The organism is Micromonospora sp. NPDC005299, from assembly GCF_042872345.1.
Taxonomy (GTDB): Bacteria; Actinomycetota; Actinomycetes; order Mycobacteriales; family Micromonosporaceae; genus Micromonospora.
On the sequence record NZ_JBIAKG010000008.1, the window covers coordinates 200,974 to 217,812 of the forward strand.

A 16,839-nucleotide genomic window follows, 5' to 3' on the forward strand; every position below is an offset into this window, starting at 1 on the left:
GGCGAGGGGGTGCCGCTTGCTCAGCAGCGACAGCTTCAGCTACACCGTGCAGGCCCGGTGCACCAGGGCCCACGCGGTGGCCCTGCTCGGCGACCTGAGCCGGCAGGGCGAGCTGCATCCGCTGATCGTCCGGGTCCGCCAACTGCCGCCCCGCCCGGGGGCGCTGGCCAGCTACGCGATCACCGACCGGCTGGCGCTCGGCCCGCTGCACTTCCCGGTCACCTACCAGGCCGATGTGCTGATCGCCAACGAGGACGAGGTCGTGACCGTGGCCCGGCAGCAGCCGGCCACCACGGTGCGTAACCACACCCGGCTGCGCGACGAGCCCGACGGGGTGGTGCGGATCGACGTGGAGATCACCCTCTCCGCCCCGGCGCCGCTGTTCGGCTACGCCTTCCGGCAGGCCCGGGCGGCCCACCTCGGCCTGGCCAGCCGGCTCGGCGCCACCCTGGAGGGGCGGGCGGCCTGACTCAGCCGCGCCGCCCGGCGGCCACCGGTCGCCGGGCCGCCGGTCGGGCCGGCCGCAGCCGCCCCCACGGCTTGTACGTGGACAGCACCGTCACGACGAGCAGCAGCGTGCTGGAGACGGTCGGTGCGACCACCAGGTCGACACGCAGGTGGTCGTCGGCCGCCCCGGCCAGCTCACCGAGGTGCCGGAGCCGCGGGGTGAGCAGGAGCAGCACGAGCGTGAGCACGACGGTGGTCACGGCGAACTTCACCAGCACCCAGCGCCAGCGCAGCAGCCCCCACGGGGTGAGCAGCGCGCTGGCGAGCCCGACCAGCCAGACGAGCACGCTCAGCGGGGCGAACAGCCAGGTGACCAGCAGCGCGGCCGCCGGGTAGATCACCTCCGGGTCGGCCCCGCGCAGCCCGGCCACGCCGAGGGCCAGCAGCACCAGGTCGGCGCCGAGCCACCCCAGCGAGGTGACCAGGTGCAGGGTGAGCAGGGCCTTGCGCCCGGCTGGGGAGAGTCGAATCATGCCCCCGATGCTCGGCCGTCACGGGCGTCGCGTCGTGGGCCGCGCGGCGACACCCGGCGTACGTCGTGGGGCGTAGGCCGGGTGCCGCCGGGGCGGAGATCAGTACACCGACAGGTGCACGTGGTTGGTGTGGTCGCTGGACGGGTCGCCGTTGCCCCCGCTGTACGCCTTCCAGCCGCTGCTGGGCAGCCAGATCTGCTTGAACCAGATCACGTAGAGCACGGCGAGCGCGTCGGCGTTGCGGATGAAGTAGGCGGCCAGGTTGTTGCCGTACGTCCTGTCGCCGCCGGTGGCCACGCCGCCGAAGCCGTCCTTCTGCGCGGCGAAGTCGCAGGCCCGCCCCTTCGGGTGCTCGCCCGAGCCGCTGGGCCGGTGGCAGGAGACATAGCGGGTGAAGCCGGCCGCCTTGGCCTGCTGGAGCGCGTGCAGCGTACGCGGGGTGATGCAGCCGTCGGCCGGCGTCGGGTCGTTGACGCTGCACGACTCGGGCGGCCAGGAGCCGTCGGCGTTGCGCGGGGCCGGTTTGGCGTTCGCCGAGGAGGTGCCCTGCACGCTGCCGCCACCGCTGCTGGACGCCCGGTCGTTCGCCACCTCCAGGGCGCGTTCGGCCTGCTGCTTGCGCTTGGCCATCACGGCGACCTGCTTGCGCTGCTCCTGGATCTCACCGGTGAGCGCGGCCTGCGTGCGGGTGGCCTCGTCCCGGGTCTCGATCAGGTCGCGCAGCGCCCGGTCCTCGTGCGCGGCCACCTGCTCCAGCGCCGCCGCGCGATCCATGAAGCCCTCCGGGCTGCTGCTGCCGAGCAGCGCCGCGGCCGTGCCCAGCCGCCCGGATCGGTACGCCACGCCGGCGATCTCGCCGACCTTGGCGTCGCGGACGGTCAACTCGGCGTTGACCGTCTTGAGCTGGGTGGTGAGCTGCTGCTGCCGGGTCACCGAGCGGTTCAGCGCAGTACGCGCCTCCAGCCAGCCCTTGCTGGCCGCGTCGAGCTGGGCGCGCAGCGCCGGGGTCCCGCCCTCGTCGTCGCCGGGTGCGGCGGCGAGCAGGCCGGTCGGGGAAGCCGACCACGCCGCCGAGGCGGGGGAGACCGGCGCGGTCACGACGCCGAGGGCGAGCGTCGCGACGAGCAGGGCCGCCAACCGGGCGACCGTCCGTCGTACAGGTGCCACTGGGGGCATTCACGTGTCCTTCCGTCAACCGCCGACCGGGTTAGCTGACGGGTTCGGGACGGAAGATCCCTACCGCTGACGCGGATGCACCCCACGAACGTGGTTCCCCGGCTCGCCCTGCGGGCGATTAGGCGCTGGCCGCCGCAGGCGCCGGTGGGCGCCGCCCGGCGGGGGCCGCGATCGAGCCTACCGGCGCTGTGCCGGGACGGCTCCGCTGGTGGGAGCCGGTGTCCCGGTCAAAACCGGCATAAGTGCACAATAACCACTTGGATTTAAGATTGCCCTAATTACCACTCGACCGCACCGCACGCCCCCGGAGACGCTCCGGGTTCGATCTGCAACGTGGCGTGATCGATCGAGAAGTCCTCGTGCAGGGCGGTCCGGGCGGCCGTCAGCACTTCGCCGACCTCCGCGCCCGGCGTCATGGTCAGGTGTGCCGAGGCCACCTCCATGCCCGAGGTGAGCGTCCAGACGTGCAGGTCGTGCACCTCGGCGACGCCGGGCACCGCGGCCAGCCGGTCGTGCACCGCGGTCACCTGGAGGTGCTCCGGCGCGGCCTGCACCAGGATCCGGACGGCGGCCCGGCCGAGCCGCCAGGTGCGCGGCAGGATGAACAACCCGATCGCCACGGCGACCAGCGGGTCGGCCCACCACCAGTCGGTGAGCGCGATGACCACGGCGGCGCCGATCACGCCGAGCGAGCCGAGCAGGTCGCCCAGCACCTCCAGGTACGCCCCGCGCAGGTTGATGCTCTCCTCGGCGCCGGCGCGCAGCAGCGCGAACGCGGCGATGTTGGCGAGCAGGCCGAGCACCGCCACGGCGAGCATCGGCCCGGCGAGCACCTCCGGCGGCTCACCGAACCGGCGTACCGCCTCGACCAGGACGTAGACGGCCACGGCGCCGAGCAGCACCGCGTTGGCCAGCGCGGCCAGCACCTCCAGCCGGTAGAGCCCGAAGGTGCGCTGCGGGTCGGTGTCGGCGTGCCGCGTGGCGCTGATCGCGGCAAGCGCCATGCCGATGCCGAGGACGTCGGTGAACATGTGCCCGGCGTCGGAGAGCAGCGCCAGCGAGCCGGTGGCGAACGCGGCCACCGCCTCGACCGCCATCAAGGCGGTGAGCAGCGCGAACGCGCCCCAGAGCCGGCCCCGGTGACGCTGGGCGGCGTTGGTCACCGCGCCGCTGTGGTCATGACCTGCGCCCACGCCCACACCCTTCCGTCCACCGTGCCGGCGGGCTCAATCTATGCTCACATCGCTATGTGTGCAAGTGAACGCCGGATGTGGGCCGTCGTCAGCCGACCGGGTCGAGCGTGGTGAGCCGCTGGGTGGCCCGGGAGAGCGCCACGTAGAGGGTGCGGACGCCCGACCCCGGATCGGCCCGGATCTCGCTCGGAGCGACCAGCACCACCCCGTCGTACTCCATGCCCTTGGCCTGGAGGCTGGTCACCACCTGGAGCCGGCCGCCGAGGTCGCCCAGCCAACCGGCCACCTCATCACGGCGCGGCACCGGCGTGATCACGCCCACCGTGCCCTCGACCTCCGCCAGCAGCGCGCGGGCCGCCGCCGTGGTGGCGGCGGGCAGGTCGGCGGCGGGCACCGTCCGCTCGACGGGCGCCACCCCGGTGGAACGGACCGCGGTGGGCAACGCGAGATCCGGGTGTACGCGGTGGATCTCCGCGGCTGCCACGGCGAAGATCTCCGCCGAGTTGCGGTAGTTGGTGGTCAGCTCGTACCGCTGGCGGCGGCGCCGGCCCAGCGCCTGGTCCCGGGCCCGGGCCAGCTCCTGCGGGTCGCCGGTCCAGGCGGTCTGCGCCGGGTCGCCCACCACGGTCCAGGAGGCCAGCCGCCCGCGCCGGCCGATCATCCGCCACTGCATCGGCGAGACGTCCTGCGACTCGTCGACCACCACGTGGGCGTAGTCGCGGTAGTCCTCCGGGCGCTCCCGGGCGGCGGCCCGGGCAGCCCGCTGCCGGTCGGCGAACGTGCTCAGCTCGCGGACGCCGCCGGCCAGTTGGAACGGGTCCCGCTTCGGCCTCGCCCGCTGCACCGGCCGACCGAGCAGCGCGTCCAACTCGTCCAGCAGCGCCACGTCGGCGATGGTCAGCCCCTCGCCGTCCAGGCTCCGGTACGCCTCGGTCAGCAGCCGGATCTCGGCCCCGGACAGGACGCCTCCGGCGTACCGGCGCAGCCGCTCCGGGCGGGCCAGCCAGCCCAGCACGTGGCGTGGGTGCAGCCGCGGCCACCAGGCCTTGAGGAACTCCCGGAACTCCGGCCGCTCGATGATCTCGTCCTCGAACGCGGGCTGCTCCGGCAGCCGGCCGATCCGCAGCCTGCGGGCCTGCGCCCAGAGCGCGGCGAGGACCGCGTCGAAGGCCGCCCGGCGCACCTCGTTGCGGCGCGCGCCGCGGGACAGCGTCCGATCCCGGATCGCGTCCAGCTCGGCCCGCTCCAGCCGCAGCAGCTCACCCCGGTAGAGCAGGCGCAGCTCGCCGGGGGAGTCGGGCACCGCGTCCCGGGCCGCCTGTTCCAGCACCCGGCGCATCCGCAGCGACCCCTTCACGGCCGCCACGTCGGGCGGGTCGGTCCGGGTCGCCGACACGCCGGGGAAGAGGGAGCCCAGCGAGTGCAGGGTGGCCGTCTCCTCGCCGAGGGAGGGGAGCACCGAGGCGATGTACTGGACGAACACGCTCGACGGGCCGACCACCAGGATGCCGCCGCCCGCGTACCGGGCGCGGTCGGAGTAGAGCAGGTACGCGGCCCGGTGCAGGGCCACCGCCGTCTTGCCGGTGCCCGGGCCGCCGGAGACGATCGTGACCCCGCTGCCCGGGGAGCGGATCGCCTCGTCCTGCTCCCGCTGGATGGTGGCGATGATGTCCCGCATGCCGTGGCCGGTGGCCCGGGACAGGGTCGCCAGCAGCGCGCCGTCGCCGACCACCGCCATCTCCGGCGGCGCCGACTCCGGGTCCAGCAGGTCGTCCTCGATCCGGGTGACCTGCTCCGCCGACGACTGGATCGTGCGCCGCCGCACCACGCCCTGCGGCTCGGCCGGGGTGGCCTGGTAGAACGCGGCGGCGGCCGGCGCCCGCCAGTCCACCACCAGGGTCTCGGCGTTCTCCCCGCGCACGCCGAGCCGGCCCACGTGCAGCACCTGCCCGGTACGCAGGTCCAGCCGGCCGAAGACCAGCCCCTCGTGCTCGGCGTCCAGCACGTGCCGGCGCTGCGCGGCGTGGAAGACCATCGCGTCCCGCTCGACCAGCGCGCCGAAGTTGCCGACCCGGGCCAGCCGGTAGCCCTCCCGCTCGGCGTCGGCGGCCGACCGCCGCAGTTCGGCCAGCCGGGCGTACACCCGGTCGAGATGCCGTTGCTCGATGGCGATCTCCCGTTCCAGGGTGGTCTGGTCGCTCAACGCGGGGGCTCCTGTGGTCAGACGGCGGGCTGAATGAGGGTACGGGCCGCCGACCCGGCCCGTGTCGGGGCCATGCCGCTACCCGCTGCCCGCCCGTCCGGGTTGCCCGTTATCCGGGCGTTCCCACCCGCTGCCCGGACGTGCCCGCATCTGTCCCCGAGAGCACCTGGTGCAGCACCCCGGCGACGGCCGCGGTCACCTCGTCGGGGCGTTCCATCATCAGCATGTGACCGGCGCCCGGGCAGACGGTCAGCTCGGTGGTGGGCAGCGCCGCGGCGATCGACTCGGCGCACGGCGGCGGGGTGAGCCGGTCCCGGTCGCCGACCAGCGCGGCGGCCGGCAACCGGCCGAGCGCCGCGAGGGTGTCCAGCCGGTGCTGGGCCCCGATCGAGGCGCGGAACCCGCCGATCGAGCGCAGCGAGGCGTGCGCCACCGCCGAGGTGACCAGCCGGATGTCGGCGGGCTCACAGCGGTCGCCGAAGAGCATCCAGCGGATGCTGGGGCGCAGCGCGCGCAGCAGCGCGTGCGGCGGGCGCCAGGCACCGCAGCGGGCCAGCACCCCGGCGCCGGTGGTCTCGGCGAGCCGGATCAGCCGGGCGATCCGGGGGGAGAGCCCGTAGGCGGTGTGGGTGTGCCCCTCGGCGGTGGTCGAGACGAAGACCAGGCCGGCGACGCGGCCGGCGAAGTGGTCGAGGTGACGGTGGGCGTACTCCATCACGGTCATCCCGCCCATCGAGTGCCCGACCAGCACGATCCGGCCGGACGGGACGAACTGGTCGACGACGGCGGCCAGGTCGTCGCCGAGCTGGGCCAGGGTGGCGGTGCGCAGCGCCATGCAGCTCGACCGGCCGTGCCCGCGGGCGTCGTAGGTGAGCACCCGGACCCGGTCGCCGAACCGGTCGCGCAGGCCGGCGACCTGGTGGTGCCAGCTGCGCCCGTCCAGCGTCCAGCCGTGCAGCAGGATGGCGGTGACCTCGGCGTCGACCGGTCCGGTCGCCGTCACGTGCAGGCGTACGCCGTCGGGAAGCCGCACCTCCAGGTGCTCCGGCATCTTCCACCTCCCCCGGGCCGACCGGTGTCTGCGCACCGGAGTGACCCGGCGGTCACACCGGCGTACCCGTCATGACAGCACGGCAACCGGGGTGGTGAGAAGATTCCCAACCCCGCCTCCCCGCGCCGGATCGGTGACCAGGCTGTAGGGCATGCCGCCCACTCCCGCCGCCCGCACGCCCCGGGCCGCCCTGGCCGAGCTGCTCTCCGGCAACCGGCGCTTCGTCAGCGGGCAGCCGGTGCACGGCCACGACGTCACCGCCGCCGCCGCCGTGGCCTCGGGCGACCAGCAGCCGTACGCCGTGGTGCTGGGCTGCATCGACTCGCGGGTGCCGCTGGAGGCGATCTTCGACCAGACGTTCGGCTCGATCTGCGTGATCCGCACCGGCGCGCACGTGCTCGACCGGGCGGTCTGCGGCTCGATCGAGTACGTGGTGGGGCAGCTCGGCGTGCGGCTGGTGATGGTGCTCGGCCACGAGCGCTGCGGCGCGGTGGGCTCGGCGGTCGACGCGCTGCGCAGCGGGCGCCGCCCGGCCGGCGCGCTCGGCTACGTGGTGGACCGGATCACGCCGGCGGTTCACGAGGTCGGCGCGGACGACCCGGACGCCCACCCCCTCGCCATCCGCCGGCACGTCCGGCGGACGGTGGCCACCCTGCGCGCCGACGACCTGCTGGCCGGCCCGGTGGCGGCCGGGGAGGTGGCCGTGGTCGGCGCCCTCTACGACCTGGCCACCGGCGAGGTGGCGCTGCTGCCCGAGGAGTGAGAAGACAGAACCGCCCGCCGGGGTGACCCCGGCGGGCGGTTCGTGGTGTCGCGGTGAGGGCGCTCAGCCCTCGAAGACGCCGGCCTCGACGAGACGCTTCTCGGTCTTGTCCCAGCCGTGGTCCGGGTGGACGGCGGCCAGCGCGTTGATCTCGGCGCGGACCTTGGCGGCGTGGCCGGCGGCGGCCAGCACCCGGATCTCCTCGACGAAGGCCTCGGAGTCGGTGCGCAGGTGCGCGGTCTTGCCGTTGGTCAGGTTGCGCACGTAGGCGTGCTTGCCGCCGTTCAGCGGGATCAGGTACTTGAACTCGCCCAGCACGCTGAGGGCGCCACCCTGGCCAGCCTGGCCGGCCCGGACTGACGCGCGCGCGGTCTTAGAGGTGTTGCTCGCCACGGAGGTACTCCTTGCAGACGTACGGGAGGACGGAAACCGTCCGGGGGCTGTATGTGCGGTTTGACGCCCGGGGTGAGCGTCAGCCCGCGAAGACGTGCGGCGGCACAGAACCGCCCAGAGAACTGTACACGAGCTCGACGCCTGGCTGGTCGTCGCGCCGTCAGGGAGCACAACCAGGTCAGCCGCCCGGGTATTTCCCGGTCACCGGCACCGGCGAATTTTCCGATTCGCTGGCGCACCATCCGTCACACAGGTCATCATGTGTTTCAGAGGCCACTCGGGTGGACGAGGTCGTAGGGGAAGACGCACCTCGGCTCACCGGGAGGTCACCGTGCCAACGCGTGGCGTCGTATACGTCCACTCGACCCCGCTCGCCGTGTGCTCGCACGTCGAGTGGGCGATCGCGCGCGTCCTCGTCGCGCCGGTCAACCTGCACTGGACGGCCCAGCCCGTCGATCCCGGGGCGCGGCGCGCCGAGTGCGGGTGGACCGGCAGCCCGGGGACGGGCGCGGAGCTGGCTGCTGCCCTCCGGCAGTGGCCCATGATCCGTTTCGAGGTCACCGAGGAGCCCAGTCCGGGGGTCGACGGCGAGCGCTTCATGTACGTCCCGGGGCGCGGCCTGTTCCGGGCCACCGTGGGTGCGGCCGGTGACATCCAACTCGGCGAGGACCGGCTGCGCAGCATCATGGCCACCGCCCGGGCCCCGGAGGCGCTCGCGCACGCCTTGGACAAGGCGCTCGGCACCGCCTGGGACGCCGAGTTGGAGCCCTACCGGTACGCCGGGGACGGCGCGCCCGTGACACTGCTCACCAGGGTGGGCTGACGGAAGGTCAAGTTGCCCCGATACGGTGGGGCGCGTGTCGATTTCCCCGCGCCGCGCCTGCGTCGCGCTCGCCGCACTGACCGCGCTGCTCGTCTCCGGGTGCTCGGGTGAGCCCGAACGGCCCCGACCGACCCCGTCGAGCCCGGCGCCGGCCCCGTCGTCGGCGGCCCCCGCCCCGAGCGGCGCCGACCCGGCCGCCCGGGCGGCCGCCCGGGTGGCGACGCTCTCCGACGAGGATCTCGTCGGCCAGGTGCTGATGCCCTACGCGTACGGCAGTTCGGCGACGAAGGTCTCGCCCGGGTCGGCGGCCGGCAACCGGGCCCTGGCCGGGGTCGACACCCCCGCGGAGATGGTCGCGAAGTACCGCCTCGGCGGCCTGATCCTGGTCGGCTTCAGCGCCGACGACCCCACCTCGGGCAACCAGGCCACCACCAACGTCGACAACCCGAAGCAGGTTCGCGCGCTGACCGACGGCCTGCGCGCGGCCGCCGGCCGCCTGCCCGCCGGCCCCGCTCCCTTCCTGATCGGCACCGACCAGGAGTACGGCGTGGTCACCCGGATCACCGACGGGGTGACCCTGCTGCCCAGCCCGCTCGCCGCCGGCGCCGCCGGCAACCCGGCGCTGACCGAGGCCGCCTGGCGGGCCGCCGGCGCCGAGCTGGCCGCCATGGGCGTCAACCTGGACTTCGCGCCGGTCGCCGACGTGCTGGCCACCCGCAGCACGGTGATCGGCTCCCGCTCCTTCGGCGCCGACCCGAAGACCGCGTCGGCCCAGGTCGCCGGCGCGGTCCGCGGCCTGCAGGCCGAGGGGGTCGGGGCCGCCGTCAAGCACTTCCCCGGGCACGGGCTGACCGCCGCCGACTCGCACACCGACCTGCCGGTGGTCGGGCAGTCCCGCGCCGTGCTGGACCGCACCGCGTTCCCGCCGTTCCACGCCGGGATCGACGCCGGCGCCATGGCGGTGATGTCCGCCCACCTGGACGTCAAGGCGGTCGACCCGGGCACCCCGGCCACCTTCTCCCACAAGCTTCTCACCGACGTGCTCCGCGGCCAGCTCGGCTTCCAGGGCGTGGTGATCACCGACGGGATGAACATGGCGCCGGCCAAGCGGTGGTCGCCGGGGGAGGCCGCGGTCCGCGCGTTGAACGCCGGCAACGACCTCATCCTGATGACCCCGAACGTGGGCCAGGCGTACGACGGGCTGCGCGCCGCGCTCAAGGACGGCTCGCTGCCCCGGACCCGGCTGGTGGAGGCGGTCACCCGGGTGCTGACCATGAAGTTCAAGCTGGCCGACCGGCCGGCGCCGGCGCTGTCGACGCTGGACAGCGCCGCGCACCGCAAGGCCGCCGCCGACCTGGCCGCCGCCGCGGTGACCATGCTGCGCGGCCGGTGCGGCAGCCCGGTGGCCGGCCCGGTCACCGTCACCTCCGCCGCGGGACGGGACCGCACCCGGGCCGCGCTGGCCGAGGCGCTCACCGCCGCGGGGGTGAAGGTGGTGCCGAGCGGCGGCACCGTGGTGCACCTCGTCGGGTACGGCGACGGGAGCAAGGACCTGCGCGCCGACGCCACCGTGACGGTGGCCATGGACACCCCGTACGTGCTGGCCGGGGCGAAGTCACCGACCCTGCTGGCCACCTACTCGTCCACCCGGGCGTCGATGACCGCGCTGGCCGCGGTGCTCGCCGGCAAGGCCCGCCCGACCGGCCGCTCCCCGGTGAAGGTGTCCGGCCTGCCCGCCACCACCTGCGGCACCTGATCGGGGCGGGTGCCGGGCGACCGACCCGGTCCTGACCTGCCCGACTGGTAGCGTCGGCCCGGTCCGCCGCCAGGGAATCCGGGGGGTCGAGTGCCGTGACCGCGCCGCAGCCGGCCCTGTCCGTGGTGGTGCCGATGTTCAACGAGGAGGCCGTCCTCCCGCTGCTGGCCGTCCGGCTGCGCGGCGTGCTCGACGGGCTCGGCGAGGCGTACGAGGTGGTGGCCGTCGACGACGGCAGCACCGACGCCACCCCGGCGGCGCTGGCCGCGCTGCGGGTCGGCTGGCCCGAGCTGCGGGTGCTGCGGCTGCGCCGCAACAGCGGGCACCAGGCGGCCCTGCACGCCGGCCTGCTCCGCGCCCGGGGCGCGTACGTGGTGAGCATCGACGCCGACCTCCAGGACCCGCCCGAGGTGATCGTCGAACTGCTCCGCCGGGCCCGCGCCGACGGCGTGGACGTGGTCTACGCCGTGCGGACCGACCGCAGCCGGGACACCCGGTTCAAGCGGTGGAGCGCCGGCGGCTACTACCGCCTGGTCCGGCGGCTGGTCGGTGAGCAGGTTCCCGCCCAGGCCGGCGACTTCCGGCTGCTCAGCCGGGCCGTCGTGGAGGCGCTGCGGGAGCTGCCCGAGCGCAGCCCGGTGCTCCGGCTGGTGGTGCCCTGGCTCGGCTTCACGAGCGCCGAGGTGACCTACGAGCGGCAGGAACGCGCCGCCGGCCGGACGAAGTACCCGCTGTCCCGGATGGCCGGGCTGGCCGCCGAGAGCGTCACCAGCTTCTCCGCAGCCCCGCTGCGGGTGGCCACCTGGCTGGGCCTGGTCGGGGTGGCGGTCTGCGGGGTGCTGGTGGTGGTGGCCGTGCTGGCCTGGTTCGCCGGAGGCACGGTCAACGGCTGGCCCTCGCTCTACGTGGCGATCCTCTTCCTCGGCGCGGTGCAGCTGCTCTGCCTCGGCCTGCTCGGCGAGTACGTGGCCCGGATCTACACCGCCGTGCAGGGCCGGCCCGCGTATCTGGTGGCCGGCGACAGCGCCGCCGCCGGGCCGGCCCACCCGGACCCCGCCGAGCTGGCCGACAGCCTGCGGTGACCGCCGTCGCCACCGGCGCCGCCCCGGCGGCCGTCGACCCGCGCCGCCGTCCGGCCGCCCTGCGCTGGGCCCCGGCCGTCGCCGGGTACGCCGCCGTGGTCGCCGTGCTGCTCGCCGCCGGCACCCCGCTCGGCGCGGTCGCCCGCTGGACGGCGTACGCGTCGCTGGCCGTGCTGCTCCCCGGGACGCTGGTGTTCCGCGCGCTGCGCCGCCGGCCGCACACCCTGGTCGAGGACCTGGCCATGGGCGCGGCCGTCGGCCTGGTGCTGGAGCTGGTCGCGTGGGCCGGGTTCACCGCGGTCGGGCTGCCCGGCTGGCTGCGGCTCTGGCCGCTCGCCGTGGTGGCGCCGTTCGCCGCCGTGCCCCGGCTGCGCCGGCACTGGCGGGTCCGCCACCCCACCGTCGTCCCGGCCGGTTGGGCCTGGTCGCTGGCGGGGGTGGTGGTCGGCTTCACCCTCTACCTGTACGGCTCGTTCCTCGCCGTCAACCCGGTGCTGCCCACCGACGAGGGGCAGGCCCAGTACCTCGACCTGGCCTTCCAGCTCTCCATCGCCGGGGCGGCCACCCACCAGGTGCCGCCGGAGGTGCCGCAGGTCGCCGGGGAGCCGCTGCACTACCACTGGTTCGGCTTCGCCCACCTGGCCGCCACCAGCCTGGTCAGCGGGGTGGACCTGCCCACGGTGCTGTTCCGGCTCGCCGTGCCCGCGCTCTGCGCGCTCGCCGCCGTGCTGATGGCCGTGGTCGGCTGGCGGATCACCGGCCGGCCGTACGCCGGGGTGGTGGCCGCCGCGCTGCTGTTCACCGTGGGCGAGTTCGGCTTCGAGAACGGCTGGCGGCAGCTCTTCGGCAGCCAGGCCACCTTCATCGTCTGGGGCAGCCCGTCGATGACGTACAGCTGGGTGTTGCTGCTGCCGCTGATCGCCGCGCTCTGTGAGATCGTCGGCCGGGCGCGCGGGGTGACCGTGCCCGCGCTGGGCCGCGGCGCCTGGGCGCTGGCGGTCCTCTTCCTCGCCGCGTCGACCGGCGCGAAGGCCAGTTCACTGCCGGTGGTGCTGGCCGCGCTCGGTGTCACCGCCGCGGTGACCCTGGTGGCCCGCCGGCGGCTGCCCCGGACGGTGCTGGTCGCCGCCGGCCTGGCCCTGGCCGCGCAGGTGTTCGCCACCGCGGTGCTGTTCGCCTTCGAGAGCCACGGCGTGGTCCTGGATCCGTTCTCGGGGCTGCGCCCGTACGTGCCGACCGACCGGCCGGCGGGGGTGACCGCGCTGTACTGGGTGCTGGTCGCGGTGGCGTTCCTGCTCAACCTCCAACTCCGGGTCGCCGGCGCGGCGGCCCTGCTCCGGCTGCGCCGCCGGCGGGTCGAACCGGTGCAGGTGTTCCTGCTCGGCGGCGCGCTCGCCGGCCCGGCGATCTACCTGCTCGTCGGGCATCCCGGCAGCAGCAACCAGTACTTCACCCGGACCGGGTTCGCCTTCGGGGTGCTGGTCTCCGCGTGGGGCTGGGTCGAGGTGGCCGGCCGGGCCGCCCTCTCCGCCCGGGGCCGGTGGCTGCTCGGCGCGGGCACCGCCGGGTTCGCCGTGCTGCTCACCGCGGTGCAGCTCGACTCCGCGACCAGCTCGCCGGCCGTCCCCGCGTACGCCCCGGTGCTGCCGCTGCTCCGCTGGGCGGCCGTGCTGACGGTGCCGGCGGTGCTGGTGGCCCTGTGCTGGCCGGCCCTGGTGGGGCGCTGGCCGGGGCTGGCCGGGCGGGGCGGGCTCGTGCTGCTCACCGCCGTGCTGACCGCCGGTGCGCCGGGGCTGGTGCTGGACGCCGCGGCGACCAGGGTCTACCCGAACGGCGGGGCGTACCCGGTCGTGGCGATGCCCGCCTCCCGGGTCGAGGCGGCCCGCTGGGTGCGGGCGCACAGCGCCCCGGACGACGTGCTCGCCACCAACGCGCACTGCCGGGAGATGGTGGACGGGTGGTGCGACGCCCGGTCGTTCTGGCTCAGCGGCTACGCCGAGCGGTCGGTGCTGGTCGAGGGATGGGCGTTCGCGCCCCGGATGGTCGGGCGGCCGGACGGCCCGTACGCGCCGTTCTGGGACGTCGAGCGGCAACGCGCCAACGACGTGGCCTTCACCGCCCCGACGGCCGCCGGCCTGGCCGCCCTGCGCGACCGGTACGGGGTGCGCTGGCTGGTGGTGGACCGGCAGGTCGGTTCCGAGGCGCCGGCCCTGCGGACGCTGGCCGACCTGCGCTTCGAGAACTCCCGGACGGCCGTCTACCGGCTGCGGTGAAAGGAAGGGCCCCTTGTCAACAGACGTGCGTTGACAAGGGGCCCTTCCTTCGGCGTCAGCTCAGGGGTAGCCGGCGGGCCAGCGCGCCGCCGTCCGCCTCGAACGCGGCCAGCAGCGACGTCGTGGAACCGGCGGTCACCGGCACCACCACGGTCACCGGCGAGCCGGCGGTCAGGGTCACCATGCGGTCGCCCGTGGGCCGGTCACCGTCCCAGCCGTACAGGTACGCGGTGCCGGACCGGTCCGCCCGGAGGGTGACCGAGACACCACCGGTGACCGCACGGAGGTCGGTGAGCCGCAGCGCCTTTGCCGGCAGCCGCGGCACGGCCGCCGGGGCGACCCCGTCCGTCGCCGACTGGGCGATGGTCTGCGGGCTGTGCACGCTGCGCGCGGCGGTGTCCGGGAAGACCGGGACGCTCGGCTGGCGGGCCGCCGGCGCGTACCCGGGCAGGGTGACCAGGCCGTACCGGTACGGGTCGGCCCGTACCCCGGTGAAGGTGGACCAGCCCAGTCGGGACTGGGAGGTGAGGTCCTGGGTGTCCGAGTCGTAGACCAGCACGTTGAAGCCCATCCGGGCCGGGTCGACCGCGTCCGGCAGCACCGCGAACGGGATGCTCGCCTCGATGGTGTAGCCGGTGTACGGCGCGCTGACCTTGCTGACCACGGTCATCCCCGGCGCGGTCGTCGCGCCCGGCCCCTGGCGGTTGTCGGCGTCCCGCTGCCAGCAGGGCGGGTCGCCCTTGGCCGGGTCGTCGGTGACCGGGAAGATGCCCGCCTTGAACACGGTGGAGGTGTCGGCCGAGTTCCCCTTCGGGTCGACGATGATCTCCACGCTGTCGGTGCGGCGCTGCCGCTTGCAGTCCTGCGGCACCACCTTCGTGCCGAGCACGTCGTCGGTGACCTGCACGTAGACCTTCAGGGCGTCATCGGTCCAGGCGATCCGCCCGGTCGCCGACGCGTCCTGCGGCGTGGTGGCCTCGCCCTCCCAGATCCGGGAGAGGTCCAGCTCCGGGCCGGGGTACTCGCCGGGGGCGGCCACCCCGTCCACCACGCGGTCGGTCCCGGCGCGCGGCACCTCGCTGGTCGGGACGAGCTCCAGGGCGCCGGTCTCGACGGTGCTGCCGGCGGCGCTGGTGGTCGTGATGGTGATCCCGTAGTCGCCGTCCGTGCCGCCGGAGTTGGCGGTGGGCAGGGTGGCGTCGGTGTTGGTGACGGTGAAGGTCACCGCGCCGGTCGCACCGGGGGCCAGGTCGGGGTAGCTCTTCGTGGCGGTGTCGGCGGCGAACCCCTTCGGCAGGCCGAGGGCGACCTCGCCGTGCTGCGTGGTCTCGCCGTGGTTGCGCAGGTCCACCCGGACGGTACGGCTCTGTCCGGAGCCGAGGCTGAGCACCGGCTTGATCAGAGTGTCCAGTTGCGGGTAGCCGCTCGCCCCGGCCCAGTCCCGGAAGGTGCCCACCTCGGGCAGCGGCTCCAGAGTGCCCCGCACGTCGGCGACCACCCGGACCGCCCGGTCGGTACGCCCGGCGCCCCGGGCGGTGGTCAGGGTCGCGCCGACCAGCCGCTGCTGGTTGGTGTCGGCGTCGGCCGGCACGGTGACGGTGAAGGTGGCGGTCCGCTCCCCGCCCGCCGGCACCGCGCCGCGCAGGGCGCCGGAGCCGGTGGCGGTCCAGCCCTGCGGCAGCCGCAACGCGAGCCGGGGCGAGGGCAGGGCCCGGTCCCGGGGGGCCCGGACGTGGGCGGTGACCTCGACGGTCTCGCCGGGGGCGAGGTCGAACCGGTCGGTGGTCAGGTACAGCTCGGTGCCCCGGGGCAGCCCTCCGGCAGCGGCTGGCAGCACCGAACCGCGCAGGATCGCCTCCGGCGAGGTGTCCGCCGGGTCGTACGGGACCCGGCTGTCGACCAGGGTGTAGAAGTCGCAGCGGACCTTCGCCGGGTCGGTGGGGGCGGCGGCGGTGCCGGCCCAGCCCTGGGTGGCGTAGTCGCGGCGGGCGTCCACCTCGATCTCCGCCCAGGTCTTCCCAGTGCTGCTCGGGGTGCCCTCCCAGATGCCGAAGACCTGGTCGGTCGGCACCGTCGGGACGAAGTTCGTCGCGCACGCCGGGCCGGCCGTCGAGGTGCCGGTGCCACCCGTACGCAGGAACTTCGCCGGCCGGAAGGGCTGCAGGCCCTCCTTCGAGAGCTGCTCGGGGAAGGCGGTCGGGTCGGCGGCGGCGTAGAAGGCCTCGGCGGCGAACCGGGCGGCCTGCTGGTGGTTGCCGTGGTTGCCCGGGGTCGGCGACGGGTTCATCGTCATCACGATCTCCGGGCGGGTCTGCCGGATCACGCGCACGATCTGGGCGAGGGTGTCGTCGTGCCCCCAGATCCGCTCGGAGAGCGGCGCGGAGGCGGTGTACCAGAAGTCGACCCGGTCCAGGTTGTACAGGTTCTCCACCCCGGCCTTGCCGATCGCGGTGCGCTCCTCACGCTCGCGGATGATGCCGAGGGGCGGGCCTTCCTCGAGGCCGACGGCGTTGCCGCCGCCCTCGCCCCGGGTGATGGTCACGACGCCGGCCTTCGCGCCGTAACGCTCCTTCCACTGGCCCAGGGTCGCGAGGCTGCCCGCCTCGTCGTCCGGGTGGGCGCTGACGAAGAGCACATCGAGGTCGACGCCGTCGGCGGGGCGGTTCGGCGCGGGGGCGGCGAGGGCCGGGCCCGGGACCCCGGAGAGGGCCAGGGCGAGTGCCGTGGGGAGCAGGAACGCCTTGAGTCGCATGCGGATCCTTCCGGCTGTGGCGAGGTCCGGGCAGCGGTCATCGCCGTCGGACGCGGGTGTCGCGTCGACGTGGTGGTCGCGTTCGGACGGTGGTGGGTGAGCGACGGGACGGCGGGCGCCGGACGGCGCCCGGGGTCACCGGGTACGCAGCGGCACGGGGTCGCCGTACACACTGGAAGGCCTTCGCCCGGTGACGCTAGGGACCGGCGCGGCGGCCCGTCAATGCCGTGCAAGATCTTTCTTAATTTGCGAAAGAAACTAAGTCGCCACCAAGAGCGCTTGTGATCGTGATCCTCGCCGGGAGAGCACTGTCCCCTGGTGACCGGATTCCTGAACATTTCCGCAGCTCATAACCGCCTTGTCGCGCGGCCGAGACGCTTTCGTTACTTGACTA

The 16,839-nt window shown here is 74.7% G+C and carries 13 protein-coding genes and 1 riboswitch; of the genes, 6 read left to right on the plus strand and 7 right to left on the minus strand.

Annotation, left to right across the window (positions count from 1 at the left end):
• The first annotated feature begins 16 nt into the window (after window positions 1–16).
• Complete coding sequence (locus ACFYPD_RS23135; protein WP_387117016.1) at window positions 17–469, plus strand: SRPBCC family protein; 453 nt, start codon at window positions 17–19, stop codon at window positions 467–469.
• A 1-nt stretch (window position 470) separates the two neighbouring features.
• Here ACFYPD_RS23135 and ACFYPD_RS23140 read toward each other — a convergent pair whose 3' ends face one another.
• The 5 genes from ACFYPD_RS23140 to ACFYPD_RS23160 all read right to left on the minus strand — a co-directional run bounded on the left by ACFYPD_RS23140 (window position 471) and on the right by ACFYPD_RS23160 (window position 6,603).
• Entirely contained in the window at window positions 471–980 is a 510-nt protein-coding gene (locus tag ACFYPD_RS23140; protein WP_387117019.1) for a hypothetical protein, read from the minus strand.
• Between the two features lie 99 nt (window positions 981–1,079).
• Window positions 1,080–2,156 (minus strand): coiled-coil domain-containing protein, encoded by a 1,077-nt coding sequence (locus tag ACFYPD_RS23145; RefSeq protein WP_387117021.1) that lies wholly within the window; start codon window positions 2,154–2,156, stop codon window positions 1,080–1,082.
• A 4-nt stretch (window positions 2,157–2,160) separates the two neighbouring features.
• A riboswitch (cyclic di-AMP (ydaO/yuaA leader) is annotated at window positions 2,161–2,291 on the minus strand.
• 143 nt (window positions 2,292–2,434) lie between these two features.
• Window positions 2,435–3,349 (minus strand): cation diffusion facilitator family transporter, encoded by a 915-nt coding sequence (locus ACFYPD_RS23150; protein WP_387117024.1) that lies wholly within the window; start codon window positions 3,347–3,349, stop codon window positions 2,435–2,437.
• A gap of 88 nt (window positions 3,350–3,437) precedes the next feature.
• On the minus strand, window positions 3,438–5,552 hold the full coding sequence (locus ACFYPD_RS23155) for a HelD family protein (protein ID WP_387117027.1): 2,115 nt from the start codon (window positions 5,550–5,552) through the stop codon (window positions 3,438–3,440).
• A gap of 109 nt (window positions 5,553–5,661) precedes the next feature.
• Complete coding sequence (locus ACFYPD_RS23160) at window positions 5,662–6,603, minus strand: alpha/beta fold hydrolase (RefSeq protein WP_387117029.1); 942 nt, start codon at window positions 6,601–6,603, stop codon at window positions 5,662–5,664.
• Between the two features lie 151 nt (window positions 6,604–6,754).
• On the opposite strand from ACFYPD_RS23160, the gene ACFYPD_RS23165 reads away from it, so the two are divergent.
• A complete protein-coding gene (locus ACFYPD_RS23165; RefSeq protein ID WP_387117032.1) occupies window positions 6,755–7,366 on the plus strand; it encodes a carbonic anhydrase in 612 nt (203 codons plus the stop codon).
• A 63-nt stretch (window positions 7,367–7,429) separates the two neighbouring features.
• Here the strand turns inward: ACFYPD_RS23165 and ACFYPD_RS23170 are convergent, their stop codons facing one another.
• Window positions 7,430–7,759 carry a hypothetical protein gene (locus ACFYPD_RS23170; protein WP_387117035.1) on the minus strand — a complete coding sequence of 110 codons (330 nt, stop codon included), beginning with the start codon at window positions 7,757–7,759 and terminating at the stop codon, window positions 7,430–7,432.
• Window positions 7,760–8,090: 331 nt separating this feature from the next.
• Between ACFYPD_RS23170 and ACFYPD_RS23175 the strand changes: the two genes are divergently transcribed.
• The 4 genes from ACFYPD_RS23175 (at window position 8,091) to ACFYPD_RS23190 (ending at window position 13,693) form a co-directional block, all read left to right on the plus strand.
• On the plus strand, window positions 8,091–8,582 hold the full coding sequence (locus ACFYPD_RS23175) for a DUF3145 domain-containing protein (protein WP_387117038.1): 492 nt from the start codon (window positions 8,091–8,093) through the stop codon (window positions 8,580–8,582).
• Window positions 8,583–8,616: 34 nt separating this feature from the next.
• Window positions 8,617–10,338, plus strand: coding sequence for a glycoside hydrolase family 3 protein (locus ACFYPD_RS23180; protein ID WP_387117041.1), 1,722 nt, complete (start codon window positions 8,617–8,619; stop codon window positions 10,336–10,338).
• Between the two features lie 95 nt (window positions 10,339–10,433).
• Window positions 10,434–11,420: a glycosyltransferase family 2 protein gene (locus tag ACFYPD_RS23185; RefSeq protein WP_387117043.1), complete on the plus strand. Its 987-nt coding sequence runs from the start codon at window positions 10,434–10,436 to the stop codon at window positions 11,418–11,420.
• Window positions 11,417–13,693: a hypothetical protein gene (locus ACFYPD_RS23190; protein ID WP_387117046.1), complete on the plus strand. Its 2,277-nt coding sequence runs from the start codon at window positions 11,417–11,419 to the stop codon at window positions 13,691–13,693. The genes ACFYPD_RS23185 and ACFYPD_RS23190 overlap by 4 nt, the downstream gene beginning before the upstream one ends.
• 55 nt (window positions 13,694–13,748) lie before the next feature.
• Here ACFYPD_RS23190 and ACFYPD_RS23195 read toward each other — a convergent pair whose 3' ends face one another.
• Window positions 13,749–16,445 (minus strand): sugar-binding protein, encoded by a 2,697-nt coding sequence (locus ACFYPD_RS23195; protein ID WP_387117049.1) that lies wholly within the window; start codon window positions 16,443–16,445, stop codon window positions 13,749–13,751.
• Window positions 16,446–16,839 lie beyond the last annotated feature (394 nt).